General features: G+C 68.2%; 22 protein-coding genes, 2 pseudogenes and 1 riboswitch. Of the genes and pseudogenes, 14 read left to right on the top strand and 10 right to left on the bottom strand.

Going from position 1 to position 22,854, the window contains the following annotated elements; translation table 11 throughout:
- Nucleotides 1-38: 38 nt before the first annotated feature.
- Nucleotides 39-266 (top strand): annotated as a pseudogene (locus ACZ4S3_RS11235) (IS5/IS1182 family transposase); the annotation flags it as partial.
- A 25-nt stretch (nt 267-291) separates the two neighbouring features.
- Nucleotides 292-393 (top strand): annotated as a pseudogene (locus ACZ4S3_RS11230) (IS5/IS1182 family transposase); the annotation flags it as partial.
- A gap of 174 nt (nt 394-567) precedes the next feature.
- Here ACZ4S3_RS11230 and tuf read toward each other — a convergent pair.
- On the bottom strand, nt 568-1,761 hold the full coding sequence (gene tuf / locus ACZ4S3_RS11225) for an elongation factor Tu (protein WP_467930464.1): 1,194 nt from the start codon (nt 1,759-1,761) through the stop codon (nt 568-570).
- A gap of 517 nt (nt 1,762-2,278) precedes the next feature.
- On the opposite strand from tuf, the gene ACZ4S3_RS11220 reads away from it, so the two are divergent.
- The gene (locus ACZ4S3_RS11220; RefSeq protein WP_467930460.1) at nt 2,279-3,337 is read left to right on the top strand and encodes a PP2C family protein-serine/threonine phosphatase; all 1,059 of its coding nucleotides are present in this window, start codon (nt 2,279-2,281) and stop codon (nt 3,335-3,337) included.
- A 113-nt stretch (nt 3,338-3,450) separates the two neighbouring features.
- Here the strand turns inward: ACZ4S3_RS11220 and ACZ4S3_RS11215 are convergent, their stop codons facing one another.
- The gene (locus tag ACZ4S3_RS11215) at nt 3,451-3,669 is read right to left on the bottom strand and encodes a hypothetical protein (RefSeq protein ID WP_467930455.1); all 219 of its coding nucleotides are present in this window, start codon (nt 3,667-3,669) and stop codon (nt 3,451-3,453) included.
- Between the two features lie 425 nt (nt 3,670-4,094).
- On the opposite strand from ACZ4S3_RS11215, the gene ACZ4S3_RS11210 reads away from it, so the two are divergent.
- The 5 genes from ACZ4S3_RS11210 to ACZ4S3_RS11190 all read left to right on the top strand — a co-directional run bounded on the left by ACZ4S3_RS11210 (nt 4,095) and on the right by ACZ4S3_RS11190 (nt 8,292).
- Nucleotides 4,095-5,558, top strand: a complete 1,464-nt coding sequence (locus ACZ4S3_RS11210) for a sensor histidine kinase (protein WP_467930451.1) — start codon at nt 4,095-4,097, stop codon at nt 5,556-5,558.
- Between the two features lie 17 nt (nt 5,559-5,575).
- A complete protein-coding gene (locus tag ACZ4S3_RS11205) occupies nt 5,576-5,962 on the top strand; it encodes a roadblock/LC7 domain-containing protein (protein WP_467931540.1) in 387 nt (128 codons plus the stop codon).
- The gene (locus ACZ4S3_RS11200; protein WP_467930448.1) at nt 5,959-6,312 is read left to right on the top strand and encodes a DUF742 domain-containing protein; all 354 of its coding nucleotides are present in this window, start codon (nt 5,959-5,961) and stop codon (nt 6,310-6,312) included. The genes ACZ4S3_RS11205 and ACZ4S3_RS11200 overlap by 4 nt, the downstream gene beginning before the upstream one ends.
- On the top strand, nt 6,293-6,907 hold the full coding sequence (locus tag ACZ4S3_RS11195) for a GTP-binding protein (protein ID WP_467930444.1): 615 nt from the start codon (nt 6,293-6,295) through the stop codon (nt 6,905-6,907). Before ACZ4S3_RS11200 ends, ACZ4S3_RS11195 begins: the two co-directional genes overlap by 20 nt.
- A gap of 98 nt (nt 6,908-7,005) precedes the next feature.
- Nucleotides 7,006-8,292 carry a cytochrome P450 gene (locus ACZ4S3_RS11190; RefSeq protein ID WP_467930440.1) on the top strand — a complete coding sequence of 429 codons (1,287 nt, stop codon included), beginning with the start codon at nt 7,006-7,008 and terminating at the stop codon, nt 8,290-8,292.
- Nucleotides 8,293-8,380: 88 nt separating this feature from the next.
- Here ACZ4S3_RS11190 and ACZ4S3_RS11185 read toward each other — a convergent pair whose 3' ends face one another.
- The 6 genes from ACZ4S3_RS11185 to tgmA form a co-directional block, all read right to left on the bottom strand.
- Complete coding sequence (locus tag ACZ4S3_RS11185) at nt 8,381-9,478, bottom strand: terpene synthase family protein (protein ID WP_467930435.1); 1,098 nt, start codon at nt 9,476-9,478, stop codon at nt 8,381-8,383.
- Nucleotides 9,479-9,480: 2 nt separating this feature from the next.
- Nucleotides 9,481-10,389 (bottom strand): SAM-dependent methyltransferase, encoded by a 909-nt coding sequence (locus ACZ4S3_RS11180; protein WP_467930430.1) that lies wholly within the window; start codon nt 10,387-10,389, stop codon nt 9,481-9,483.
- Nucleotides 10,390-11,096: 707 nt separating this feature from the next.
- Nucleotides 11,097-13,112 carry a hypothetical protein gene (locus ACZ4S3_RS11175; RefSeq protein WP_467930427.1) on the bottom strand — a complete coding sequence of 672 codons (2,016 nt, stop codon included), beginning with the start codon at nt 13,110-13,112 and terminating at the stop codon, nt 11,097-11,099.
- The gene (locus tag ACZ4S3_RS11170) at nt 13,109-14,017 is read right to left on the bottom strand and encodes a hypothetical protein (protein ID WP_467930423.1); all 909 of its coding nucleotides are present in this window, start codon (nt 14,015-14,017) and stop codon (nt 13,109-13,111) included. The genes ACZ4S3_RS11175 and ACZ4S3_RS11170 overlap by 4 nt, the downstream gene beginning before the upstream one ends.
- 166 nt (nt 14,018-14,183) lie before the next feature.
- The gene (gene tgmB, locus ACZ4S3_RS11165) at nt 14,184-15,116 is read right to left on the bottom strand and encodes an ATP-grasp ribosomal peptide maturase (protein WP_467930419.1); all 933 of its coding nucleotides are present in this window, start codon (nt 15,114-15,116) and stop codon (nt 14,184-14,186) included.
- A gap of 6 nt (nt 15,117-15,122) precedes the next feature.
- Nucleotides 15,123-15,314 (bottom strand): putative ATP-grasp-modified RiPP, encoded by a 192-nt coding sequence (gene tgmA, locus ACZ4S3_RS11160; protein ID WP_467930415.1) that lies wholly within the window; start codon nt 15,312-15,314, stop codon nt 15,123-15,125.
- 664 nt (nt 15,315-15,978) lie between these two features.
- Nucleotides 15,979-16,197: riboswitch (cobalamin riboswitch) on the top strand.
- A gap of 154 nt (nt 16,198-16,351) precedes the next feature.
- Here tgmA and thiI point away from each other — a divergent pair.
- Together thiI and cobF are read left to right on the top strand one after the other, a co-directional pair.
- Nucleotides 16,352-17,686 carry a tRNA uracil 4-sulfurtransferase ThiI gene (gene thiI / locus ACZ4S3_RS11155; RefSeq protein WP_467930411.1) on the top strand — a complete coding sequence of 445 codons (1,335 nt, stop codon included), beginning with the start codon at nt 16,352-16,354 and terminating at the stop codon, nt 17,684-17,686.
- Entirely contained in the window at nt 17,683-18,504 is an 822-nt protein-coding gene (gene cobF / locus ACZ4S3_RS11150) for a precorrin-6A synthase (deacetylating) (protein ID WP_467930409.1), read from the top strand. Before thiI ends, cobF begins: the two co-directional genes overlap by 4 nt.
- A gap of 250 nt (nt 18,505-18,754) precedes the next feature.
- Here cobF and ACZ4S3_RS11145 read toward each other — a convergent pair whose 3' ends face one another.
- Complete coding sequence (locus tag ACZ4S3_RS11145; RefSeq protein ID WP_467930404.1) at nt 18,755-19,450, bottom strand: HdeD family acid-resistance protein; 696 nt, start codon at nt 19,448-19,450, stop codon at nt 18,755-18,757.
- Between the two features lie 279 nt (nt 19,451-19,729).
- Between ACZ4S3_RS11145 and ACZ4S3_RS11140 the strand changes: the two genes are divergently transcribed.
- Entirely contained in the window at nt 19,730-20,182 is a 453-nt protein-coding gene (locus ACZ4S3_RS11140; RefSeq protein ID WP_467930399.1) for a VOC family protein, read from the top strand.
- Between the two features lie 99 nt (nt 20,183-20,281).
- Here ACZ4S3_RS11140 and ACZ4S3_RS11135 read toward each other — a convergent pair whose 3' ends face one another.
- Nucleotides 20,282-20,896: a TetR/AcrR family transcriptional regulator gene (locus tag ACZ4S3_RS11135; RefSeq protein WP_467930394.1), complete on the bottom strand. Its 615-nt coding sequence runs from the start codon at nt 20,894-20,896 to the stop codon at nt 20,282-20,284.
- A gap of 132 nt (nt 20,897-21,028) precedes the next feature.
- Between ACZ4S3_RS11135 and ACZ4S3_RS11130 the strand changes: the two genes are divergently transcribed.
- Genes ACZ4S3_RS11130 through ACZ4S3_RS11120 form a run of 3 tightly spaced genes read left to right on the top strand, consistent with a single transcriptional unit; the run spans nt 21,029 to nt 22,491 of the window.
- Entirely contained in the window at nt 21,029-21,487 is a 459-nt protein-coding gene (locus ACZ4S3_RS11130; protein WP_467930389.1) for a cupin domain-containing protein, read from the top strand.
- A 26-nt stretch (nt 21,488-21,513) separates the two neighbouring features.
- The gene (locus ACZ4S3_RS11125; RefSeq protein WP_467930384.1) at nt 21,514-22,326 is read left to right on the top strand and encodes an alpha/beta fold hydrolase; all 813 of its coding nucleotides are present in this window, start codon (nt 21,514-21,516) and stop codon (nt 22,324-22,326) included.
- A gap of 24 nt (nt 22,327-22,350) precedes the next feature.
- The gene (locus ACZ4S3_RS11120) at nt 22,351-22,491 is read left to right on the top strand and encodes a hypothetical protein (protein WP_467931621.1); all 141 of its coding nucleotides are present in this window, start codon (nt 22,351-22,353) and stop codon (nt 22,489-22,491) included.
- Nucleotides 22,492-22,854: the final 363 nt, after the last annotated feature.

Raw genomic sequence — 22,854 nt, 5'->3', positions numbered from 1 at the left:
AGTTCCAACGTGGGGCGGGGCGGGCGTTGGAAGACCCCTCCTGCCGGGCCCATCAGCACGCCACGGGCACCCGCACCGACGCGCCGAGCATCCCGGGCCGGCACGGCCAGCCTGTTGCGCATCGTTCAGATGAGGCCCTGGGCCGTTCCCGGGGCGGCCTGACCTGCAAGATCCACCTGGCCAGTGAGGGCGGCCGACGTCCGCTCGCGTTCGTCATCACCCCAGGCCAGTGGGGCGATGCCCCGCAACTGATCCCGGTCCTCGAACGCACCGAGTCTCGCGCCTGGGCCACACACCCTTCCCGAGCGCAAGGACCAGGGGGCCAACCGCCAACACCGCGGCAGCGCGGGAGGCCGGCCCACTGGCTTCGACAGGACGATCTACAAGCACCGCTTTAGCCCTTGCGACGGGCATGGCCAAACGGAAGGGGAAACTCCTCACGGGTTCGAATCTCGTATTCTCCACACTCGCCCATCAGGTCAAACGAAGGTCCCGACCGGATTCCGGCCGGGACTTCATCGTTGTCCGGCCTCACCACCGGACACGCCTTAAGTCATTGGCGCCAGGTCATTTGACGACCTTGGTGACCTGGCCGGCGCCGACGGTACGGCCACCCTCACGGATGGTGAAGCGCAGGCCCTCCTCCATGGCGACCGGCTGGATCAGCGAGACGTTCATGGTGGCGTTGTCGCCCGGCATGACCATCTCGGTGCCCTCCTGGAGGGTCACCACGCCGGTCACGTCAGTCGTACGGAAGTAGAACTGCGGGCGGTAGTTGTTGAAGAACGGGGTGTGGCGGCCACCCTCGTCCTTCGACAGGATGTAGGCCGTGGCCTCGAACTCGGTGTGCGGGGTGACCGAACCCGGCTTGATGATGCACTGGCCGCGCTCGACGTCCTCGCGCTTGATACCGCGGAGCAGCAGACCGACGTTCTCACCGGCCTGGCCCTCGTCGAGCAGCTTGCGGAACATCTCGATACCGGTGACCGTGGTGGTGGTCTTCTCGGTCTTGATGCCGATGATGTCGACGGTCTCGTTGACCTTCAGGACGCCGCGCTCGATACGACCGGTGACGACCGTACCGCGACCGGTGATGGTGAAGACGTCCTCGATCGGCATGAGGAACGGCTGGTCGACATCGCGCTTCGGCTCGGGGACGTTCTCGTCCACGGCCTTCATCAGCTCGACGACGGTCTTGGTCCACTCCGGGTCGCCCTCAAGCGCCTTCAGCGCCGAAACCTTGACGACCGGCAGGTCGTCGCCCGAGAACTCGTACTCCGAGAGAAGCTCACGGACCTCGAGCTCGACGAGCTCAAGGATCTCCTCGTCGTCCACCATGTCGGCCTTGTTCAGGGCGACAACGATGTACGGAACGCCGGACTGGCGGGCCAGGAGGACGTGCTCCTTGGTCTGCGGCATCGGACCGTCGGTCGCGGCGACCACGAGGATCGCGCCATCCATCTGGGCGGCACCGGTGATCATGTTCTTGATGTAGTCCGCGTGACCGGGACAGTCGACGTGGGCGTAGTGCCGGTTCGCCGTCTGATATTCGACATGCGCGATGGAAATGGTGATACCGCGCTGACGCTCTTCAGGCGCCTTGTCGATGTCCTCGAAGGGCGTGAACGGGTTCAGGTCCGGGAACTCGTCGTGCAGCACCTTGGTGATCGCCGCGGTAAGCGTGGTCTTGCCGTGGTCGACGTGACCGATGGTGCCGATGTTGACATGCGGCTTGGTGCGCTCGAACTTCGCTTTCGCCATGAACTTCTCCTCGCGACAGAACACCGTTACGCGGAGTAGTTTTCCATATACAGTGAGCGTTCGCCGGGGTTAAGGTAGTGATGCCACTGGATCTCCCCGGCCCCCGCAGTCTCTATGGGCCGGCTTCCCCTTTCGTCGAGCTCAGCAAGCCGGCGCTCGCATTGGACGGCGATCTCACCGCAGCTGGATCTCCAACTCCTCGGCGGAGAATCCCCGCGTCGCCCTGCCCATCCCCCGCCCCCCTGACCCATCGGACAGACCTCAGCCCAATACGGGTCAGTAGACGAGAGGCGATGCGGGGCGCTTCCAGGTCGTTCGGCTTCGAATCCCAGCCGGAAGCGTGTAAGCCTCGGCACCATCGCCCACCAGGGTGCACCGTCCGGGCACAGGCGGCCGACTCCGACTCACCAGAGCGCCATGTCCGCTGTGCGTGGATATCCTGCGAAGTGTGATCAAGCCTGGACGGCCGCGCCTCCGTCATCGCCACGGCCGGAGGCGACTTACTCTGCTGTCTCCGGTGATCCTGACCGCTGTCATCGCCGGCCTGGCGTACGCCACTCCCCCAGATCTGGCTTTCAGCCGGCTCCTGCCCGCAGCGCCGGCCCTCGCCGCCGCCATGTGGCCCGTGCTCCCCACCGTCCTGCTGGGGACGGTCGGCCTTCTCCTCATGATCGGCCTCGGCATCGTGTTCCCCGACCTGGGGACGTGGTGGACGGCGGCGGGGATCGTGACTGTCACCGTGGCGGCCGCGTACGGAAGTCATGTCCGGCTCCAGCGGGAGCAGACCCTGCTCCAGGTCCGGCTCGTCGCAGACGCGGCGCAGCAGGTGGTCCTGAGCCCGATGCCGCGCCGCTTCGGGGGCGTCGAGATCGAGGCGCTGTATCTCGCGGCCGCGGCGGAGGCCAGTATCGGCGGCGACTTCTACGAGGTGGTCGACACGAAGTACGGGGTCCGGCTACTCATCGGCGATGTGCGGGGCAAGGGTCTGCCGGCGGTGGGCACGGCCGCGGCGATGGTCAACTCCTTCCGGGAGGCAGCCTACGACGAGGCCGACCTGGTCAATATCGCCCGTCGCCTGGAAGCCAGCAGTACCCGTTACAACGCCGCCTTTCCCACCGAGGGCATGATGGAGCGCTTCGCCACCGCCCTTCTCGCCGAGATCCCACACGGGGGCGGCAGTATCGGAATCCTCAACTGCGGACATCCCCCGCCGCTGCTCCTGAACCGCGGGGAAGTCCGCGCCCTGGAGCCCACCGCTCCCTCGCCGCTTCTCAACCTCGCAGAGCTGATCGGTGATCACTACAGCATCGACACCTTCGGCTTCGCCCCCGGCGACCTGCTGCTCCTCTATACCGACGGTGTCGCCGAGGCCCGCGACCGCGACGGCGAGTTCTTCCCGGTGGCCGCCTGGTTGCGTCGGCAGACCCTGGGGCCACCCGGCGAACTGCTCAACGCTCTTCACCATGACCTCCTCCACTACAGCAGAGGACTCCTCGACGACGACATCGCCGCCCTCGCCGTGCGCTTGTGCACCTCTCCGGAGCCGCTTGGCGGTCAGAGGGATCAGCCCGCTTAGCCTGGATCCACCGGTCGTCTTTCAGAGGGACTGCACAGCGAAGGACGCCGGCCGGGCCGGCTGGTCTGTTGGTGAGGGCCAGTGCGAGGCGGCGCGATCATGAGACAAGCTCATCAGATCACCATGATGGCCATGCCTCCAAGGACGAAGAAATGTGTGCGCACGGCAGAGGTCCAGCAGGCCATCTGACCTGCCGGGAACCGGGGTTGGGCTATTCGGTGCCGGACGCTCACGCCGCGGGCGGCGGCGCCGATGTTGGCGCGGTCGAGGAAGTTGACGACGTACAGCGCGAACAGCAGCGGCAGCAGCGGCAGCAGCCTGCGTGCCACCACGCGCACCGCGCCTGTGCCGCCCGCCGTTGCCCTGTCGGCCCCGGATTCCGCACAAACACGTCGCCCGCGAGCGCGCTTGCGCAGAGCTGCGCGCTGGAGACCCGACGGTAGGCATCGTGGCTGTGGTCATGCCGGCGCAGGGGCGCAGATTCTCCTGTTCAGGGGCGGGTTGCAGCCGTGCGGTCCCGTACGCCCTGCGCCGAGGCCTGGTGCGGCAGGTGGCCGGTTGCAGTCGGGAAGGCCCCGTCCGTCCCCCACGTCGCGGCGCGCAGTATCGCCCTTTGAGGCGAGGATCGCCACCGGAATGAGAAAGCTACGCCCGTCTCGGTGGTCCAGCTGACGCTCCGCCAATTTCCTTGCGCATATGCCTATACGCTCCCGCAGGTCTTCGGACGATCGTCTATTCCCACAGGTTGAGGGTGCTCATGGTCCAGGAGAAGTCGCTGTCCGGATTGCCGTCCGTGGTGGTGTATGCGTGGCTCATACCGGTGGTTGCTGCCGTGACGGTGGCATGCTTGGTTGAACCTCCTGTGTTCACTGCGGCTGTCTGGATCGGCGTCACGGCTGTGGGCGCGGTAACCGGCGCCGCCGGCGTGGCCGTGCGTCGGAATCGGCGGGTTGCGCAACTGCAGGGAGCCGGCCGAGCGCAGTCGGCTGCGTCGGTGCGGCAGCAGGAAGCGACCGCGCGGCTGGCCGACAGCCTGGTGCCGGAGATGCTGACGCGGTTGCGCCTGGATGAGGCTCCGGAGGAGGTTCTCAACTGGTTGACGGCACGCTGGGCGGGCTCCTACAGCGGCCTTCCTCCCGAGTTCCAGCAGGCCCACTGGGCGGTGCTGCGCACCGTTATCGATGCCGTGGCTGCTGAAGAGGGGCTGAGGGACTCTGCTCAGCGGGCCTTGGTGAACTTGGCCAGGCGTATGCAGGCGATCGTCCATCAGCAGGCGCGAGAGCTGCGCGAGATGGAAGACCGGCACGGCAAGGACCCCGCCGTCTTCGGCGATCTCCTGCGGATCGACCACAACACCGCGCTCACCGGCCGGCTCGCCGACTCCATCGCCGTCCTTGGCGGCGCCCGGTCCGGCCGACAGTGGAACCGGCCGGTGCCGCTGTACAGCGTGCTGCGGGGTGCGATGTCGCGGATCGTGGGCTATGAGCGGGTCGAGCTGAGCACCAGCACGGAATGCGCCGTCGTGGGGCCGGCCGTCGAGCCGCTCATCCACGTACTGGCGGAGTTGCTGGACAACGCGACGCGCTATTCACCGCCCCACACGAAGGTCCATCTCACGGCCGCGGAGGTGCAGTCCGGGGTCGCGGTGGAGATCGAGGACGGCGGTGTGGGCATGAGTGAGCAGGCCCGGCACCTGGCCGAGCGGCGCCTTGAACAGGCGCAGCAGGGCATCGACCTGAGTGACCTGGGAGAGACCCCGCGGCTCGGCCTGGCGGTGGTGGGGCGCCTTGCTCAGGCGTTCGGTCTGCAGGTCTCACTGCGCACATCCGCCTACGGGGGCGTGCGGGTGGTGCTGGTGGTTCCTCAGCAGCTGATCACCAGCGCGGCTGAGGCGTCCGGTGTGGCGCACGGTATCGGGACGTTCTCCGGTCCGCGGGCAGCGAGTCAACCGGGCCAGGTATCGCCTCGCCAGACGGCGAAGCCACCGGCGGCGATTCGAGCCGACGATGCGCCGCAAGTGGTGGAGCGGACGGCAAACGGACTCCCCCAGCGGCGACGCAGAGAGCGAGTGCCGGAGGCGCAGGCGCCTGCGGGCAACGCCCGGCCGGCGGAGGGACGGCAGCGGGCGCCGGGAGAGTGGCTGGCCGCGTTCAAGACCGGACTGTCGGCGGAGGGCAGTAGTGGTGGCGACGACGCCGCCGAGCCGAGAGGAGAACTGTGAGTCAGCAGACGGCCAGCCTGGACTGGATGCTCAAGGACCTCGCGGAGAGCGTGCCGCAGACCCTCACGGCCCTCGTGCTGTCCTCAGACGGACTGCGTATGGGACACCACGGCGGGACAACCGAGTCGGCCGAGCGGCTGGCCGCTTCTTGCTCTGGTTTGCAGAGCCTCGCCAGTGCGGTCGGCAGCGAGCTCCCGCACCAGGCGGGCCAAATGCAGCTGGTGGTCATCGAGATGGAGGGCGGCTTCTTCTACCTGATGGCGGCCGGCCCGAGGGCCTACCTCGCGGTGCTCGCTGACGACGGTGTGGATGCCGGGCTCATGGGCCAACGCATGCGGGACCTGATCGCGCGACTCGGAGCTCACATCACCAGCCCGCCCCGCAGTGACGGGCAGGCAAGGTGAGCGACTCCCACCAGGACGGCACGGAGGAAGGTCCGGAGCGCCTCTACGTCATCACCAGTGGCCGTTCCTCCGCATCCAACGACCTCGACCTGGTCACGCTGATCGTGGCCAGGACAGTCGCCACGGTCGGCATGCAGCCGGAGCATGCAGCGATCCTGAGCCTGTGTCAGGCTCCGCTCTCGGTCGCCGAGATATCCGCCCACATAGAACTGCCGGTGAGTGTCGTCACCGTCCTGATCAGCGACCTGCTGGACGAGCAACAGGTGCTCACGCGCCCGCCAGTACCGCCGGCGGATCTGCCCGACCTTGCCCTCATCGAAAAGGTGATCCATGGCCTTCAAAAGCTCTGAGCTCGCAGAGCCCCTCAACGAGGAGCGGCTCCCCCACACGGCGTCCGCGGCGGTCAAGGTCGTGATCGTGGGCGGATTCGGGGTCGGCAAAACGACCATGGTCGGATCGGTGAGCGAGATCCGGCCGCTGACCACCGAAGAGACCATGACCCAGGCCGGCGCCGGAATCGACGACCGCGCGGGTGTGGAACACAAGACGGCCACCACCGTCGCGATGGACTTCGGCCGGATCAGCATCAGCGACGAACTCGTCCTCTACCTTTTCGGCACCCCCGGCCAGCAGCGGTTCTGGTTCCTGTGGAACGGGCTGTTCGAAGGCGCTCTCGGCGCGGTGGTGCTGGTGGACACCCGTCGACTGGAGGACAGCTTCGACGTCATGGGCCGCCTGGAAGAGAGCGGCGTGCCCTTCCTCGTCGCGGTGAACTCCTTTGTGGGCGCTCCAGAACACTCGCTGCAGGAACTCCGCAGCGCCCTCGACCTCCCTTCACACGTACCCCTGATGACGTGCGATGCGCGGCATCGCGACTCCAGCCGTGACGTCCTGATTTCCCTCATGCACTACCTGCACTCCCTCGTTGTAACGGAGTCCTCATGAGCACGCCTCCCCTCCTCCCGCCGCCCGGGTGCCCGGCCCATGGCCTGGGCCAGGACGGTCCGCAGCGCCTCTACGGTCCAGCCGCAGAGCACGACCCCATGGCCCTGTACGAAGAACTGCGCGCCAAGCACGGCGCGGTGGCGCCCGTGCTGGTGCATGACGATCAGCCGGCCTGGCTCGTCCTGGGCCACCGAGAGAATCTGGAGGTAGCCCGAAGCCCTAGCCGGTTCTCTCGCGACCCCCGCGAATGGGGCGCTGTGCAGGACGGGACGGTGGTCCCCGAGAAGTACGCACTCGCGCCGATGGTGACCTGGTGGCCGGTGATCAATTTCAATGACGGCCCGGTCTTCGAGCGGCTGAGGGGCGCGGTGCTCGAGTCCCTGCAGCGCTTCGACCGGCGCGGGATTCGCCGGTACGTCACCCGGTTCGCCCACCAGCTCATCGATGCCTTCGCCTCCAACGGCCAGGCCGATCTCGTGGCGGAGTTCTCCAGTCAGCTGCCGATGCTGGTGATGACGCAGCTGATCGGTGCTCCGGAGGAACACGGTCCCAGGCTCGTTCGGGCAGTGCCTGACATGCTGGAGGGCACGGAGACCGCCCTCGAAAGCGATGAGTACGTCACGAAGATGCTGTATCAGCTGGTGGAGAGCAAGAAGGCCAGTCGTGGGTACGACCTCACGTCCTGGCTGCTCGACCACCCCGCCGAGCTGACAGATGTCGAGGTTCTGGCGCACGTACGAGTGGTCCTGGTCGCAGCGTACGCAACCACCGCGAACCTGATCGCGAACACCCTGCGGATGGTCCTCACCGATCCTCGCTTTCGCGCGAACCTCTCGGGTGGCCGCATGACGCTGGCGGAGGCTCTGGAGCAGGTGCTGTGGGATCAGACTCCCATCAACACCGTCTTGGGCCGCTGGGCCACGGCAGACACCAAGCTGGGCGGGCAGGAGATCAAGCGTGGTGACATGCTCCTGTTGTCCCTCGCCGCGGGCAACGTCGATCCCGCGGTCCGGCCGGACCTGAACGCGCCGGTCCACGGAAACCGTTCCCACTTGGCATTCAGCGCGGGCGCCCACGAATGCCCAGGCCAGGACATCGGTCGGGCCATCGCCGACACCGGCATCGAGGCCCTGTTGGCACGCTTGCCCGACATCGAGCTGACTGTGCACGACTTCGAGCTGGAGCGCCGGGGCACGCTGATGTCCCAGCACCTCGTACAGCTACCGGTGCGGTTCGCGCCCAGGTCTGTCGCCGCCACCGCTGCGCGACCCCAGCCCGATCCGCTGCCGCCGCTCGCTCCGCCGGAGGAGGCTGTTCAGCCGGCGACAGTCCGGCCGCGGCCTTCACGGTGGTCGTGGCTGAGCCGCCTGCTCCGCCGGCGCTAGCCCCGCTATGAGGGCCCGCAGCACATCGCTGCGGGCCCTTTGCCCTGCTCGGCCCAGGCGCCAGGTGCGCCGAGCCGTCGCCGGCTGGTCACTGCTCCAGCTGCTGCCACCACCAGTTCAAGGACGGCACGGCGGGCGGCGCGATGCTCGGATCGCTCGGGGAATCGCTCCAGACCACATCGAATGTCGCCCCCTCCACCGGCCAGGCGTTGCGGTTGCGGGGGCTCGCGTAGCGGGGAGCGACGTTCTGCCACGCGATGCTGCCGGCGATATAGCTCTGCAGGGAATCGAGGTATCGCTGAAGCCGCTCGTCCGCCCCCCGAGCGAGCTGTGCGCGCAGACGGAGAAAGAGGGTCATCACCCGGTCCCGCAGGGCGACTGCCTCAGTGACTGCCTCTCTGGGGACGCATCCTCGCTCGTGGGCCAATACGTTGATCAAGTTCTGCTCCCATGGCACTTGATCGTCGTCCTTGTTGTAGGAGAAGAGATCGTTGTCGGCGGCGACGATCCACCCCGCCGCGTCGGTCACAGCCTGCACCGGGGCCGCGTAGAGGGTGTCCGGCGGCAGGTCGATCCCGTTCGCGGAGTCGGCCCATGTGAGGCTGAACCGGGTGCCGTTCGCGAGAGCGCCAAGACCGGCGTAATCAGTGAGGCCGGGCATGCGGCCGCGCTCAGCCTGAGCCGTGCGCCAGCCCGCCCCGATCAACCAGTCCCTTGCTCCCTCTGCGAACCTGCGCAGCTGAAATGGCGTGAGCAGGTCGTGTGTCCTCTGCACCAGATCATCCAGCGCCGAGGTAAGGGGCCCCGGGGGAAGGAGGGCGCAGCCGGGCATCTCCAGGGCCCGGGCAAGTCGGGCGCCGTGGTCGGTGATCGACGCGGTACTGGTGGCGGCCGGTCCGGAGTCCTGCCAGTCGTCAACGGCGTTCGCCCAGTAATTCCACAATGTGAACGTCAGCACGTGGTCGATGTTGCCGTTGGGGATGATCCTGCAGGAGAAGTCGGCGCTGTGCGTGGCCAGGCCCCAGGCGCGTTCGGTGGCGTCGGGGTAGATCCCGAAGGTATCGATCCATTCCGTGGCGTGCTGCTCGATCTCCGCTGCCTTGGGGTGGCAGGTGGAGGCGAAGGGGCAGAAGAACGGGGGGAGTTGCCAGCCGATTCGTGAAGCGTGGCCGTGTTCGGCGATCACGGTCAGCTGCCTCCGAGCCGGAAATGCAGCAGGCGGGTTTCCACGGCGTGGTCGCGCCAGATGCGGAAGAGTTTGCCGTGGGCGAGGGCGCTCTGTTGCAGCCTCTCCTGAGACCAGGATGCCCGTTCGCCGCCCTGTTCCAGACGGGACAGTTCGGCCGTGTTCCAGGCCATGGACTGTAGCCAGAACTCGCTGACGCCGTCCGTGACGTCCTCATCCTGCTCCAGCTCGAAGCCTGCGGTCTCAGCAGCGCGGATGTACTCGGTGAGGGTGCCGAGCCGCGTCTTGTAGTAGCCGTCGATCCAGTCGATCCATTCGGGACGGCAGATGAAGTGCTCCTGGATGCCGAACCAACCCCCGGGCCGCAGCGCCCTCGCCACGACCTGAAACAGCCGCTGGCGGTCCATATAGCCGGAGCTTTCGATGGCGTAGGCGGCGTCGTAGCGGCGCTCGAGGGTCATGTCGTGGATGTCGCCGACGCGAGGGGCGACGCGGCCGGAAACACCTGCCTGCCGGGCGAGTTCCCTGATGACCGGTATATGGTCGTTCACGACGGTGAGACCCGTGACCTTCGCGCCATGTTCTTGCGCCCAGTAGAGGCTGCCGCCGCCCAGCCCGCAACCGATGTCGAGCAAGTGCGCAGGAGATGACTGGCCGTCCGCCCAGGTGCGCGCGGCGCGGTCGAGAATCGCCTCCTGGGCGCTGATGATCCGGCCCTTGAGCACCCGCTGGGAGACGGTCGTGTTGAGCTTGCCTGCCGGATCGAACAGGCCCACATGGAAGTGGACCCGGGGCCCTGGACCGTACTTGTGAAGTATGTCCTGGGTCTTGCGTGCGTAGTAACGCGGCACTTCCGTGTCATCGAACGCCGGACCATCTGCGCGCGACTGAGTGACAGGGTGAGCGTTCATCGGTTCTCCGGATTGTCAGCTGATCCACTCGAGCGGTCGAACCGCACTGCCCGCGACTGGCCAGAATGATGCCATCGCGCCGTGTGTATCCGGCCGTTGATATTCAGTTGTGATCAGCAACGATCCTCTCTACCTTCCGGTCACGCCACATTGCTGTCGAATCCCCGGAATCCTCGACCTTGAGCCGGGCTCGCGGATGGGCGGTGTGCGGGCCCTCAGCAGAATCCTCGTCGGAGAGGCAGCCATCCGGTGCCGCCCTGGAGGCAAGCCCACCTGGAGCCACCCACACACACCGCACTGCGACGCCTCAACGCACCAGCCCATCAGTGATCAGATCGCCGTGGAGGGCAAGCGTCTCCGGCACCGGCCACGGCGATGCCGTCCAGGTGGTCCACCGCAGACGGGACGCGTACGACGTCCTCGTCGAAGCCGAAGCCGTAGCCGTTCGCCGGGGTCCAGGAGACGAGGTGCACCATTACCGCGAGGCGCCGACGGGGACGGACCAGGCCGGTCCAGGCCGGTCCGTGGAACGCGGATCTTGTTCATGACCGGCTCGAACTGTGTGCGGTCAACTCGCTGTCCCGGGGGGATGGTCAAGGACAAGGGCCGACAAGTCCCGTCCGCGCTCAGATGCAGCTTGGCGGTGAAACCTCCGCGCGAGCGACCGAGTCCCTCGCCCGCGGCGACGCGCCGCCCGGCGGCGTCTCTCAGGCGCCGCTCTCGCCCCCCTCCTCGTCTTCATCTTCGTCTTCGTCTTCGTCTTCGTCGTAGTGCTCGTACTCATAGTCGCTGAGATAGTCGTAGAGCTCGTCGACCAGGGGCGAGCTATCTGCCCACCACGGAGTCGGCCGCTTGCCCGAGCTGCCGTCGACCAGCGAGGGATCGACGGCGTCCATCCAGGGTTCGCTCGCGCCCTCTTCCAGTTCATCGAGATCCAGCTCGGCGAGCGAGCTGATCTTGGGAACGGGGACGGTCGCCTGCTGGTGCTTCACCATCCAGGTGTTGCGGAAGAAGTCGAACTGCAGGTGGTAGCAGTCGTCCGTCTCGGAGAAGACGATCGGCGGGACGAGGAAGTGAGCCGCGCCGACGGTGGCCGCCACGTCGATGTAATTGCCCGGGACTCCGCCGGCGTTCCAGCATGCGGCGAAGTTCACGGGGGTGAGCGACTCCTTGCCCAGCACGTGGATCTGGTTGCCCCGGATCACGAACTTCTCCGGATCGAGAACCACATCCTCTCCGAGCATCAGAATCGGCGCCGGCATGATGTGCGCCTTCGCGAAGCTCTGCGCACGCTCGTTCAGGTCGACGATCTCGTCGAAGCGCGTGGGGTCGAACCGACCAAGGTCGTGGAACGGACAGCAGACGTTGTCCGTCAGCTCCGACTCGGGGAAGAGAGTGGACTTGTCGAACGGCGCCACGGCCGATGCGCCGGCACTGCCCTTGGCTTCGCCCTTGCACTTGAGGAAAGCAGGGATCCATGCGTCGTCCTCGGCTTCGATCACCGCCGATTCGCACAGGTCACGGAAGGCCGTCTCGGCGAGCTTGCAGTTGAAGTAGTCGAGCAGCGTGATCGCGGCACACTCGGCGAGCGAGAGCTTGTCGCTCTTGCCGAACCAGAAGTCGTAGCCATTCGCGACGAAATGCACGCCGCGGAACTGCTTGTGGACGTAGGGCTCGCGCGCGGGGTCGTCGCGGGTGAGGCCGTTCCAGTGCGCGGCGGCGACCTGGTTGTAGTAGGCGTCGGCGTGGCGGGCGAGCTCTGGGGCGAAGACGCTCTCGCCGGTCAGGTAGCACGCCTTGCTGAACTGCGCGCCGATCTCGGGGTCGTGGGTGACCTCGGGAACCTCGGCGAAGATGAGTTCGGTGCGCAGGAAGACCTTACGGCCCTCGCGGAAGGGCGCGCCCTCGTGCTCGTACCGCTGGTCGAAGATGACGCAGGTGAAGCTTTCGATGTCCTTGACCGCCGTGCCCCCGGTGAGGTCGAGAGCGGGCTCTGCCGAGCCGCCGGTGAGGTAGAGCAGCACCGTGTAGCGGGAGACGTGCCCGCGGGCGGCGTCGTAGTAGGGCGTGTCGCGGTGGCGGTGGAAGTTGGAGTCGCCGGGCTCGAAGCGGTTGCAGCGGAACACGGGGTTCACGTGTGAGAAGCCGTCGAGCAGTGGCTCCGGCATCGCCTTGGCCACCGCTTTGGTGAGTGCCTCGGCGAGCAGTGCCGAGTGGAAGATGAAGCGTTCGCCGCCGCGGGTGGCGGCGTTCAGCGGAGGGACGTAGAGGTTCAGCGCGTCGAGGCCTTCGAGGCGGGCGCGGTCGGCGTCCGGGAGCCGCAACGTGGACGCGTATGCGTCCTTTGTGAGCTCCACGGGTTCGGTGAGCTCGAGCTCCAGCGGGGTGTCCTGGCCGCCTGCGAACCAGCGGTCGAGCGGCACGATGTTCTCGAAGGTACGGAACGAGAGCTCACGTGGGTCGACGAAGACGGCGGCCAGATGGGGCGCCCGCTCACTGGGCCGCGCGAACTGCCCTCGCACGCCATCGTCGATGCGCTCGGCATCGACGAAGCGCACCGCCTTGAAGCGCGTGGTGGGGTGCCAGGAGATCGCGAGTCCGTCCAGCGTCGCGGCGGGCTCGGTGTCGGTCGCGTCGACCTCGGCGCGGTACCGGGCAACCTCGTTGGCGGGAGCCTGGCCGGTCGACAGAGCAAAGAAACGGTCGCGGAGTTCGATGCTCACACGCTCCTCCAGAAGCTGCGCAGGGCCGTCGGAAGCTGCGGGGCGTGCGCCAGTATCTGCACGCCGGCGTCGGAGACGTCCTCGCGGTAGAGCAGCAGGCGCTTGAGCGAGCCGACGAACGGCGCCTCGGTCAGGGCCTGCGCCCCGTCCGCGCCGATCCGGTTGTAACGGAGGTCGAGCTCCTCGAGCCGCTCGAAAGGCGCCAGCGCGCGCACGCCCTGGGCGGTGAGCCGGTTGCGCTGAAGGTGCAGGCTCCGGACGTTGCGGAAGTTGGGGGACGTGCCGAGGGCGGCCAGGCCCGCATCGCCGATGCCGCAATAGCGCAGATCGAGCGTCTCGATCCGCCCGTTCGAGGTCGCGGCGGCGAGGGCCTCGGCGCCGGGATCGCCGATGCGGAAGTACGCGAGGCTGAGCTCGGTCAGCCCCCCGAAGTCGAGGTCCGCCAGGAAGCCGGCCTCGTGGGGCGGCGGCAGCAGGGGCATGTCGTTCTCGTCGAAGTCGGGCTCGTCGTTGTAGTAGTCCTCGTCCGCCTCCTCCGCTTCATCGCTCGGCCGGATACACAACCCGGTCACGAAGCGGCCCCGCAAGGCCAGTCCGATCAGCGTGGGCGCCTGTTCGGACCATTCGACGGCGACCTTCCGGGCGAACCCGTGCAGGCGCACCGGGACGGTCACCTCAGGTGGCAGCTCCGCGTCCCAGTTCTTCTGGTGCTCCTCCACCAGCAGATCGATCCGGCGCTTGAGTTCATCCCGGTCGGCGGGCCTGGCATGCGCGTGGCGCTGTCCCAGACGTATCAACTCGCCCCGGACATCGCCCTGCTCCGACAACCAGCCGCCGTAGGCATCCCACGAGGCTTCGTCGCCTGGGCGCTCACGCAGCTTTCGTTCCAAGGCCTTTGCTTCCATGCTGTGCACCGTAGCGCCAGCCACTGACAATCGAGCCGCCGCCCGTGCTCAGCGGAGAGTCATTCCGCGCCGGCGCGCAATCGTCTCTCCCTGTCGTGGAATCCGTCCCGATCGCCCCTCGCCCCTCGCCGAACGCCAACTCGGCAAGGTCCGCGACGAGCCCGCCTCAACGGGCGGAGGGCTCGGCTGCGAGCCAGGCGGCCACCGCCTGAGCGATGGGCTGGTCGGTGTCGAGCTGGACGAAGCCGAACTGGCCGCCCTGGTTGCACTCCAGGAACCACCACGTCCGGTCGGCATCCTCGGCGAAGTCGAAGGCCCCGTAGGAGAGTTGGGCATGACGCATATAGGCGTCCACCGCGTCTCGGACGCGGTCCGGCACCTCGGCCGGCTCCCAGAGACCGCCCTCGCTGAAGCGGCTGTCCACCTCTTCGGGGTCGGCCTTCCTGCGGGCGGCGAAGAGCTGCCCTCCGACGCAGGTGAGCCGGATATCGGCCCGCTTGGGGATATGCAGTTGGAGCAGGGTCGGACCGGCCGCCACCCCGGAGAAGTCCACATCCGGGCTGATGCGCGTGGTCGGCAGCACCATCGGCGGATCGGTGGAGTGCCCGCCGGACAACGATTTCACCACGACATCCTGATGCGTTCTGGCGAACTGCCGGGCGACCGCCGGGAACGAGGTGATCACTGTGGGGGGCACGGGGAATCCGCTGTGGTGGGCGGCGCGCAGTTGCCAGGGCTTGCGGCGTGCTCGTGCGGCCGCGACGGGATGGTTCATCCAGTGTGCCCGGGTGCAGTCGAGCACACCGTTCAGGGCATGCTCGGACTCGGCCGTGAGCCATGCGGACGGTTCCGGGGCACGTGCTCCGGGTATGCCGGGGCGGCGGACCCAGACGGACCGCAGACTGCTCAAACTCACCACGCGTTCGCCCGCCTTGAGGTAGCCGTCGAAGTCGCCCTTGGCGTACTCCGCCGACAGGGCGACCTCCCCGGGAAGGTCGGCGGGGTCGAGGCGGACGAGCGGGATGCCGAGTTCGTGCAGCCTCGCCACCACCATGTCCGCCGTCACGTCCTCCTCGCAGGTGAGAATCAGGACGGTCATCGCGGATCAGTCGTCGAAGTGGGTCTTGGAACCGGCAGTGGAGGCGGTGGTGCCAGTGGCCAGCAGCACCGCCCTGCTGTGCGTCGCCGGACGGCCGTCAGGGAGAACGTTCAACTGCCGTGTGGCGTCGTAGGTGTACGGCACGGCGGACGACGACCGAGCCAGCGGACGGGCGTAGCTCAGAGCGAACGGTCGCATACCTCTCCTTCAGGGCTCGGGACGCTGCAACATCCGGTGGTCTGGGCCGGGGACACGTAGCGCCTTCTGACTTATCCCTACGAGAATCACTGCAAAATCGATCGAATGATGGCTTTTTTTGATCGCTTCTGCCGATGTTCTTGACGAAACTGGCCTGGGCGTATCCGGCGAGAAGAGAGACGGCTGAGTCCCGGCCGGGGTTCCAACCGGCCGCAGGGCGGCACGGCCGACGACGCGGGGCGCACCAGCTCGGCGGCCCTGTTGGGTAGGTTGCGGCAAGCGGTGCGACCGCGCTGACGACCGTGTCGGCTGGTGACGTAGCTCGGTCACTGGGCGACACCACGGCTGGTGACGCGCCTGCGGCAGCCAAAGCGGCTCACGTGGACGGGCCCGACGCGCCGTAAACACGGCAATGGACATGCTGAACCCGTCCGACAAACTTCACAGCTTGATCGTCAACGCCTGGTCCACCGAACGTCGCGTGGTCCTGGGCCCCCTGTGGGCCGAACCCCAGGCTCAGGATCGCCGACGGCTGGTTGTCTGGGGGCCGGTGTTCCGGTTCTGGGACGCCACTGACACCCGACGCAGCGACCGAGGCGGGGACGGAGGCCGGTGCCCCGGGTCCTCGCCCGTCGCCTCGTTCACGGACCGCGCGCCGCATTGTCTACCCTGGACCCGCAGCTGGTTCGCCCCGTCCGCCAGGCGTGGTGTCGTAAGAGGGAACCCGGTGGGAGTCCGGGACTGCCTCGCAGCGGTGAGTGGGAACGACCGCCGTCATCAAGCACTGGGTACGCAGGTGACCTGGGAAGCGACGGCCAGTAGGTGTCCCGTCCTTCGGGATGTGCCCACGAGTCCGAAGACCTGCCACTGCTCGTGCGGGGTGCGATCACCACGCACGTATCCCATGGCGACCCGGTAGCGGGACCGCTGAGCGAGTGGTGCGTTTCACGCCACCGTGCCCTTGGTGCGCGGGGCGGGCCCGCATCCCGTTCGCGGCCCGGCGCCGGTCCTCACGACGACTCGCGAAGGAGAGTTTCGTGCCCGGCGAACCGAGCGTTCCCTCCGTCCCTTCCCCCGGAACGCCCCACCCGAGCGGGCCCTGTGTCCTGCTCAAGCATGGCGAGGTCTTCCTCAAGGGCCGCAACCGGCACCTGTTCACCGAGCGGCTGCACGACAACCTCCGCCGCGCCCTGCGGGACATCGGCGGCTCCACGTGGATCAAGTCCGGCCAGAACGTCACCGTGCTCGGCGGCGAGGTCCCCCTGGATGTCCTAGTGGAGCGCGCCCGACGGGTGATCGGGTTCAACTCGGTGGAGCCCGCCCTGCGCGTCCCAAGTGCCGTGGCGGACATCACCGAGGCAGCCGTGGACGCGCTCGCCGACGCCCGTGCCGAGCGCCCCGGAATCAGTTTCGCCGTGCGGGTCAAGCGCCGGGACAAGAGTTTCGAGATGACCTCGTCGCAGTTCGAGCGCTTTCTCGGGGCACGCGTCCGGGAGGCCCTGGGTCCTCTGCCGGTGAATCTCTCCAGCCCGGACGTACGGCTATCGGTCGAGATCGACCGCAAGGAGAGCTACGTCTCCTGGACCCGTCACCAGGGACCTGGCGGACTCCCCGTCGGTTCCAGCGGACGCGCTCTGGTGCTGCTCTCCGGCGGGTACGACTCACCCGTGGCGGCCTACCGGGCGATGCGTCGCGGACTGCGCTGCGACTTCGTCCACTTCACCGGCGCTCCGTACACGAACGCCGCTTCCGTCTACAAGGCTTACGCCCTCGCCCGTGAACTCAACCGCTACCAGCCCGGCGGGCGGCTGCACGTCATCGCCCTCGGCCACGCCCAGAAGCAACTGGCCATCGCAGGGGCCGGCAGGCTCCAGGTCGTCGCGCAGCGACGGCTGATGGTCCGCGCCGCTTCCGCGCTGGCGGGCCGGACCCGAGCGGAGGCCCTGGTGACGGGTGACAGCCTGGGACAGGTGGCCAGCCAGACCCTGGCGAACCTGGCCGCCGTCGACGACGCCGCCACCCTGCCGGTGCTACGGCCGCTGATCGGCTGGGAGAAGCAAGAGATCATCGACGAAGCCCGGTCCATCGGCACCGCGGAGATCTCCGTACTGCCGGACGAGGACTGCTGCAAGCTCCTCGCACCACCCCGGGTCTCCCTCCGGGCCGGACTGACCGACCTGCGTTCAGTGGAGAAGCGCCTCGACCTGGACGACGTGGTGGACAGTCTGCTGCGCGACGTCCAGGTCATGCACCCGGGAGAGACCGGCGGGGAGGGGGAGGCCGGCGCGGACAGCCGGGACGGCGGCCCCGCGCCCGGCCGCCCCGGTCCGGCGGTGTGCGCGAAGGCGCCGTCCGGGGCGGTGTCCTCATGAGCGGGGAGGGCTTGAGGCGGGTCCTGGTGATCGGGATCGGCTCGGGGGATCCGGAGCATGTGACGCTGGCCGCCGTTCGGGCGATGCGGGCCTGCGACGTGTTCTTCCTGCTGGACAAGGGCGCGCGGGCGTCCGAGCTGACCCAGCTGCGCAGGGATCTGGTGGCCGAACACGCCGGCCCCGGGCACCGGGTGGTCGAGGCCGAGGACCCGCGACGTGACCGCTCCCCCGCGAGCCCGGCCGGCTATCGGGAACAGGTCGTCGACTGGCGTCACCGCCGCGCCGCCCTGTACGAACGGCTCATCCGGGACGAGCTGGCGCCGGGCCGGACCGGCGCTTTCCTGGTGTGGGGCGATCCCGCTCTCTACGACAGCACGATCGACACGCTGGAGGAGGTTGCCGACCGGGGTGCGATGTCCTTCACGTACGACGTGATTCCCGGGGTGAGCAGCCTCTCGGTGCTGGCCGCCCGCCACCGTACGACGCTGACCCGGCTCGGCAGGCCGGTCCGGATCGCCCCCGGCCGGCACATCGCCGGGTCCGGACTTGCCGGGGGCGAGGACGTCGCCGTGATGCTCGATGTCGGCGCGGCCCTCACCGCGCACCGGGAGGAGGGCTGGTGGATGTACTGGGGCGCCTATGTCGGCACGCCTGAGGAACTGCTCGTCTCCGGCCCGCTGGCCGAAGTCGCTGACCGGGTAACGGAGTTGCGTGCCGCGGCCCGGGAGCGTCACGGCTGGATCATGGATGCCTGCCTGCTGCGGGCCGACGACCCCCAGCCGCCGGCAAACGCCGTTCCTCGGGAGGCTGCTGGCTGAGCTCCTTCGGCACCTCCCTCTGCCGCACGGCCGTGTACGAAGCCAACGGCCCGATGAGCGCGCTGTGGCCGAGCCCGCGTCGTGATCGGGGCCACCCGACCGAAGAGCGGGGCTCGGTCAGCGTCCGGCGGCCGGCCGTCCCACCGTGCTCTGTGCCTCGACGGCTGCGCACACCAAGTCGGCAAGCTCGGCAGGGCCGTAATTCCCGGCGGAAAACGCTTCGCTGCCTGGGTGGCAGCACGCCCCGTGATCAGTGCTGGGGGTGGGGGCGGGAGTGGAACACGGGCCGCCGCTTGGTGGCTGTGCCCTGGGTGAGGCGGCCGATTTCGACGCGCATCTTGATGGCGTGGAAGACCTCGACAGCGCCCACGACGATGGCCATGATGCCCACCACCAAGGTCAGCGCGGCGATCGAGCTGAAGGGCGACACGATCAGCACGATGCCTGCCAGAGTGGTGATGATCCCCGAGAAGAGCTGCCAGCCGCGCGCCGGGATGTCCTCGGCGGAGGCCGCCGTGGCGGTCACCATGATGCCGCGCAGCAGCCAGCCGAAGCCGATCCACAGCGCGAGCAACAGAATCGATTCCAGAGTGCCCCGGAAGCAGACCAGGCCCAGCAGGATGAAGAGCGCGCCCGCGACGAAATGCAACACCCGCAGATGCCGAGGGACGTGTGTGCCAAAGGCAGCGGCCAGCTGAAAGACACCCGTGGCCAGCAAGTAGATGCCGAAGAGCACACCGACGACCCGCAGGGTCTGGCTGGGCCAGGACAGGACAACGACGCCCAGGGCGATCGCAGCCAGGCCCATGGTGAGCAGGAATTGCCAGCCCATGTTCGCCAGGGCGCCCAGGCCCCCGGCCGGGGATACATCTCCGGGCTCGGTGCCGTGCGGAGGGCCGGTGCCGCGCGGAGGGCCGGTGCCTGCGGAATCGGAGGGGTATGTCATGCCGTCTGCCTCCTCCAGGAAAGAGCACGGTCAGATGGGTCCGGTTCCATCGTCACCCGCCTGGCCCCGTCCCGCCCGGCAGGCGCTCACCGGTCCCGTCAGTGGCAGCAGGTGCCATACATCCCCCGAGCAGGCGGAAAGGCCGTCCGGGCTCCGGCCGGGCACCCACGGGTTGCAGCGGGCGCCGTGGCGCGATGACATGGAAGGCGGAGGCCGTCCACGAGGGAAGCGCCGCCACGGGGCTCACTGAGTGTCGCGGTCGGCGGAGAGAGGCTGGAGATGGTCAACGACGGTATTCCAGCCCCGAGTGAGGGGCTTCTGATGACGCATTTCTTGACGGTGCGTGATGTGGCGCGTTCGCGCCGCTTCTACAGCGAGGTGATGGGCGGGCAGGTCGTCCTGGACGAGAACCCTTGCATCGTAAAGCTCGCCAACAGTTGGATCATCATGAATCCGGGCGGCGGCCCGACCCCGGACAAGCCCGACGTGACGCTGGTCCCGCCCAGCGAACCGCACACCGTCTCCAGCTTCATGAACCTGCGCGTCGCCGATATCGAGGCCTGCTACGCCCAATGGAGCGCGAAAGGAGCGGAGTTCCTGACTCCGCCGATCGACCGGCGTGCCGAGGTCCGCTGCTACCTGCGCGATCCTGATGGCTACCTGATCGAGGTCGGGCAGGCCACCGGAATGCTGGAGGGTATTTTCGCCCGCACCGACACCAATTCCGGGTAGTTCATCCTCCCCAGGCAGGTCCCGTAACGATGCCCGCCCAGGCAGGTCCGTCACGCTGCCGACTCTCTGATACGCGCCGTTCACTCCCCCGGCTGCGCCTCAGCGCTCGGCGGCCTTGCGCACCGCGGCGTCGGTCAGCGTGGTCGCCGTACGCACGGCGCTGGCGACAGCCTCGTCGGGGCCGAGCCCGCACAGGTCCGTGAGGCAGAAGAGGGCTTCCGCGCCGACCGTCACGGCAAGGTCCCGCTTGAGCTGCGCGAAGGCTGCGGAGTCCACCGCCCGCAGCATGCCTTCGACGGGCGCCAGTGCCTCGTCGATGAGCCCGAAGCGGATGCCGGGGCGGGCGGTCGCCGTCTCGGGCCGGGTGATGGTGGCCGCGATCATGGCACGCACCGCGCCCTGGCGGGCCAGTATCCCGCGGAGCAGGAACTCGCAGGCGAAGGCGATGCGTTCGACGGGGTCGACGGAGTCCGCGACCGGGCGCAGCGCGTCCGCGGGGGTGGGCCATACGCCGGCGAGAGCCTCACTGATCAGCGAGGGGAGGTCGGGGAAGTAGCGGTAGGCGGTGGCCTCGGAGACCAGGGCCGCGCGGGCGATCGCGGGCATGGTCACCTCGGCGCCCGTGCCGATGAGCTCGCGGGCGGCCTCGACGATCGCCGTACGAGTGCGCTTCTTCTGGTTGCTGCGGCCTGTGCCGGCCTGCTCCGTTGCCATCAGCGCGTCGCCCTTCCTCTCACTCTGCCGGGACCCACTTTAGCACGGTGGAATCTCATCATGAGAGTCCACTTGCACGAAGAGAGTCATCCTTCTACATTCATGAGAGCGAACTCTCACGAAGGAGATTTGATGAACAAGGTTTCCGTGGTCGGTCCGGACGGCGGCGAGACGATCCGCTTGGGCCCGGCGCAGATCCGCATCCTTGAGGACGGGAGCACGACCGGGCACCGGATCGGGATCGGCGAGATCACGCTCGCCCCACACACCGAAGGCCCGCCGCAGCACCGTCACGCCCAGCACGACGAGGGCTTCTACGTCGTCTCCGGCACCGTGCACTTCACCATCGGGGAGACCACCCATGCCGCCCCGGCCGGGACGCTCGCGATGATCCCGCCCGGCGCCCCGCACACCTTCGCCAACCTCGGCGACGAGCCGGCGGTAATGCTCAACACCTTCACTCCCGACCTGTACGTGCAGTACTTCCGCGACCTGCGCGACATGATCGCCGGCGGTGAGGAGCTGACCGCCGAGTCGACCGTCAGGGTCATGAGCCGCTACGCCACCGTTCCCGCCACCGACTTCGCCTGACGGCCACTCATCCAAGGAGAAACCCCATGAGCAGCACCGTCCACTCCCTCTCCCTCCCCTCCGGCGACCTCGACGTCACCGTCGACGACCGGGGCCAGGGCCGCCCCATCCTGCTGCTGCACGGCGGCGGCGGTCCGCAGACGGTCGCGCCGTTCGCCGGGCTGCTCGCCGACCAACAGCAGGCCAGGGTCATCACGCCCGTCCACCCCGGCTTCGGCGGCACCGCCCGGCCCGACTGGCTGACCGACGTCCCCACACTCGCCCGGACCTATGCGCGACTGCTCGACGAACTCGGCCTTACGGACGTCACCGTCGTCGGCAACTCCATAGGCGGCTGGATCGCCGCCGAACTTGCCCTGCTCGGCAGCGACCGGATCAGCAGCGTCGTCCTCGTCAACGCCGTCGGCATCCAGGTCCCCGGTCACCCGATCGCCGACGCCTCCTGTCTCACCCCCGCCGAACTGTCCCGGCTCGCCTTCCACGACCCCGCGAAGTTCGCCGTCGACCCCGTCGCCCTCCCCGAGGCCGCCCGCGCGGTCATGGCCACCAACCGCGCCGCCCTGGAGATCTACTCCGGGCCGCACGCCATGGCCAACCCCGCCCTCCGTGACCACCTCGCCAAGATCATGCACCCGACTCTCGTCGTGTGGGGTGAGAGCGACCAGGTCGTGGACGCCGAGTACGGACGCGCCTACGCGGCAGCCATCCCCGAGGCCCGGTTCGAGCTCCTCCACCGCACCGGTCACATGCCCCAGATCGAGAGTCCCGAGCAACTCCTCCCCCTGGTACGGGACTTCGCCGACGCCCACGCCCACGCCACCGACCGGCCGAACCACTAAGGGCTGTCCGAAGGGGAGTGTCTCGTGCGAGAACCCGGCCGCGGCCGACGGCCGTTGGTGCTGGCCGTCTGCTGCCTGAGCGTCCTGCTGGTCAGCCTCGACGCCACCATCCTCAACGTCGCCCTGCCGTCGATCAGGCAAGACCGGCTCACTGTGCGCGGATAGCGGCGGCGGGTGGCAAACCTGCCCAACCCGACACTGACGCGTCTCGGGAGCAGGCGTCACTTCTCGAAGTGCGCGGCCGCTTCCCGCCTCACGCACTCCCGGGCCGCCTGTCCTGCCGGGGTCGCCCCGCACTCTCTGCGTAGCGTGGTCCGCTGGATGCGTTCCCGGCCCGTCTCCATCCTCTCCAGGTAAGGAGTGCTGATGTCCAGGTTCCGCCCCACCACCGCGGATCTGTACGGCGTCTGGCGACGAAAGCTCGCCCGCGAGGCGGACGGATCGACGGACCGTGACACCGTCACGACTTGAGTCCAGGGTCCGTCGCTGTTCGGGGATCTGCGCCAGCCGCCCGGTCTCGAGAAGACT

The organism is Streptomyces sp. NPDC028368 (assembly GCF_055565615.1).
This window is presented reverse-complemented; position numbering and strand designations above follow the sequence as displayed.

Excerpts from the sequence above, each read along its gene's own strand:
- tuf (WP_467930464.1), bottom strand. The coding sequence starts at position 1,761 with ATGGCGAAAGCGAAGTTCGAGCGCACCAAGCCGCATGTCAACATCGGC.
- ACZ4S3_RS11210 (WP_467930451.1), top strand. The coding sequence starts at position 4,095 with ATGGTCCAGGAGAAGTCGCTGTCCGGATTGCCGTCCGTGGTGGTGTAT.
- ACZ4S3_RS11195 (WP_467930444.1), top strand. The coding sequence starts at position 6,293 with ATGGCCTTCAAAAGCTCTGAGCTCGCAGAGCCCCTCAACGAGGAGCGG.
- ACZ4S3_RS11190 (WP_467930440.1), top strand. The coding sequence starts at position 7,006 with ATGGCCCTGTACGAAGAACTGCGCGCCAAGCACGGCGCGGTGGCGCCC.
- ACZ4S3_RS11180 (WP_467930430.1), bottom strand. The coding sequence starts at position 10,389 with ATGAACGCTCACCCTGTCACTCAGTCGCGCGCAGATGGTCCGGCGTTC.
- ACZ4S3_RS11170 (WP_467930423.1), bottom strand. The coding sequence starts at position 14,017 with ATGGAAGCAAAGGCCTTGGAACGAAAGCTGCGTGAGCGCCCAGGCGAC.
- tgmB (WP_467930419.1), bottom strand. The coding sequence starts at position 15,116 with ATGACCGTCCTGATTCTCACCTGCGAGGAGGACGTGACGGCGGACATG.
- tgmA (WP_467930415.1), bottom strand. The coding sequence starts at position 15,314 with ATGCGACCGTTCGCTCTGAGCTACGCCCGTCCGCTGGCTCGGTCGTCG.
- cobF (WP_467930409.1), top strand. The coding sequence starts at position 17,683 with ATGAGCGGGGAGGGCTTGAGGCGGGTCCTGGTGATCGGGATCGGCTCG.
- ACZ4S3_RS11145 (WP_467930404.1), bottom strand. The coding sequence starts at position 19,450 with ATGACATACCCCTCCGATTCCGCAGGCACCGGCCCTCCGCGCGGCACC.
- ACZ4S3_RS11140 (WP_467930399.1), top strand. The coding sequence starts at position 19,730 with ATGGTCAACGACGGTATTCCAGCCCCGAGTGAGGGGCTTCTGATGACG.
- ACZ4S3_RS11135 (WP_467930394.1), bottom strand. The coding sequence starts at position 20,896 with ATGGCAACGGAGCAGGCCGGCACAGGCCGCAGCAACCAGAAGAAGCGC.
- ACZ4S3_RS11130 (WP_467930389.1), top strand. The coding sequence starts at position 21,029 with ATGAACAAGGTTTCCGTGGTCGGTCCGGACGGCGGCGAGACGATCCGC.
- ACZ4S3_RS11125 (WP_467930384.1), top strand. The coding sequence starts at position 21,514 with ATGAGCAGCACCGTCCACTCCCTCTCCCTCCCCTCCGGCGACCTCGAC.